At 57.2% G+C, this 1,926-nt stretch carries 2 protein-coding genes; one reads left to right on the top strand and one right to left on the bottom strand.

All coding sequences use genetic code 11. The features are described from left to right. Positions 1 to 418: 418 nt before the first annotated feature. Positions 419 to 679 carry a hypothetical protein gene (locus tag FXB38_RS42220; RefSeq protein ID WP_246230645.1) on the bottom strand — a complete coding sequence of 87 codons (261 nt, stop codon included), beginning with the start codon at positions 677 to 679 and terminating at the stop codon, positions 419 to 421. A gap of 219 nt (positions 680 to 898) precedes the next feature. Here FXB38_RS42220 and FXB38_RS42215 point away from each other — a divergent pair, with 219 nt between their 5' ends. Next, positions 899 to 1,924, top strand: coding sequence for a hypothetical protein (locus tag FXB38_RS42215; RefSeq protein ID WP_187435532.1), 1,026 nt, complete (start codon positions 899 to 901; stop codon positions 1,922 to 1,924). The last annotated feature ends 2 nt before the right edge of the window (positions 1,925 to 1,926 follow it).

Genomic DNA, 1,926 nt, shown 5'->3' with positions numbered 1-1,926 from the left:
ATTCGCCACAAGCGCTCTCCTCGAAGGTTTCGAGCACTAATTTATGCGACGAACTTGGGCTCCAGATGACTAGCACGTAGTCCTCAAATTGACAGATACTCCTCCAGGCTGCGATATGGCAAACATGAATTACCAGAAACTGATTTGGCTCCTAATGGGGATAGGCCTCGCCGTCACTCTCGCCCTGCCGGGTAAATACGCGTTTGCAAGCCCAAGTGCCGAGACTGCTAGGAAGTGCATGCGCTATTCCTATCTTGTCTATCCATACAAGCGGCCAGGATCAGTCCGCGGAAGCGGTGATCGTCAAACATACTTCAGGGAATGCATGGCAAAGGATGGCAACGTCCCGGAGCCACCACCGCCTAACGGGTGAGTGCGCTCTTGCCAGGGGCGACTTGCGGCTCCCAATGGATACCCTTTATTTCGCGTTGCTATCGTCGATCTTGCCGCCGTTAGCAACGCACTGGTTGAAAAAGGCTTGCTGATCGCGGCCGCTTCCCTTTGTGCTTCCAGCTGCTGGGTTGCCGGTTTCGCGGGGCGGGAATTGCTTGGCCATGAGTGCGCTGCACTTTCGGGCTACCTCGGCGGTGACGGCCAATGCTGGAATTTCGGTCGTAGCGAGGACAAGGTAGGCCAAGCCCAGCACGACGATTTCGCGTCTTGGTATGAAGGTCACCATCTTCTCCTTCGAATATACAGCCGCTCTTTCAAGCCGCCGACGAATACTTTAGTTTCTTTTGGAGTATTTTGAACACTGAAATAAGGCTGCGGCCAGCCGCCACAGGAGCGCCCAGATCGGCATGAGTTCTCGAGAACTGCGGGAACGTAGGAAGAGGGTCCCAATCAGGCCTCTAACGAGGTTCAATTCGCGCTGGTGATCGCTCGGATAATAGAATCGGTGAAGGCCGATCCTGAGCTTATGCGCCAGGCGGTCTATGATTTGGCGCGCCATAAGCTGCAGGAACAACTCGTTGATTCAAATCCGACAGACACCAAGTGCGCCGAACGCGCGCTCGAGGCCGCTATCCACGGTGTAGAGGAATTCTCACGGCAGCAAGTCAGCCTGCCTGCGTTATCTTCGGTACCGCTGCTGAGTTCGGCTTTCTCGCGTAACCCGCCGCGAGCAGAAGCTGGTCCCGCTCCATCCGGATCGGACCTAGTAGAGCTGATCCATCGGGCAAATGGAGCCGATCGCCTTCCCTTGTGGGCTGTCATGACCGCTGCGGTCCTGCTGACCGTTGGAACCGTCTTTATCGTTGTGCCGCAACGCGATCGTCTGATGACGCTGGGACGGCCCCTCGGAGATCAGAGGGAACAGACGGTCCCCGAGAAAGCGGTCGGGACACCCGCCTCCCCAACGGCCTTGAACCGGTCCCCACCGCCTCCTTCATTCCCGCGGCCGACCGACTACGGCGTCTATGCGCTCGGAGACGACGCCTTGACCGAACTCCGGCTGCTCCCCGGCCGAGCACCAGATGCGAGGGTCGCGATCTCTGCCGCATTCAGACTACCCGGCAAAGTAAGCCTGCCAAACGGACATCCCGAGTTTATTGTCTTTCGGCGAGAAACCACTACCAACATATTGGAGCATGCTGAGGTGCGCGTGATTGCCAGGATTGCTCGCGAATTCTCGGCTGAGTCGGCAGGCAAGCGGATCGACGACAACGACTCCTGGGTCATCAGAAATTTCTCTTATCCATACCGGTCGTCTCCCGTGCCAGATAATCCAGAGATGTACAGACTCCACAGCGAGGACCCGACACTGCAGCTTTCACCCGGCCAATACGCGCTGATCCTCAAGGACCAGTCCTATTATTTCAGCGTCGGCGGCGCCATTGTGGATCCTCGGCAGTGCATCGAGCGTGTCATCGCCACCAGCGGCACGTTTTATTCAGCCTGCAAGAAACGTAACCATGCGCTGTAGGC

The organism is Bradyrhizobium cytisi, assembly GCF_008123515.1.
In the GTDB taxonomy this organism is placed as follows: Bacteria; Pseudomonadota; Alphaproteobacteria; order Rhizobiales; family Xanthobacteraceae; genus Bradyrhizobium; species Bradyrhizobium cytisi.
Note: the sequence above shows the minus strand (reverse complement) of the source record. Positions and strands in the feature narration are given on the sequence as shown.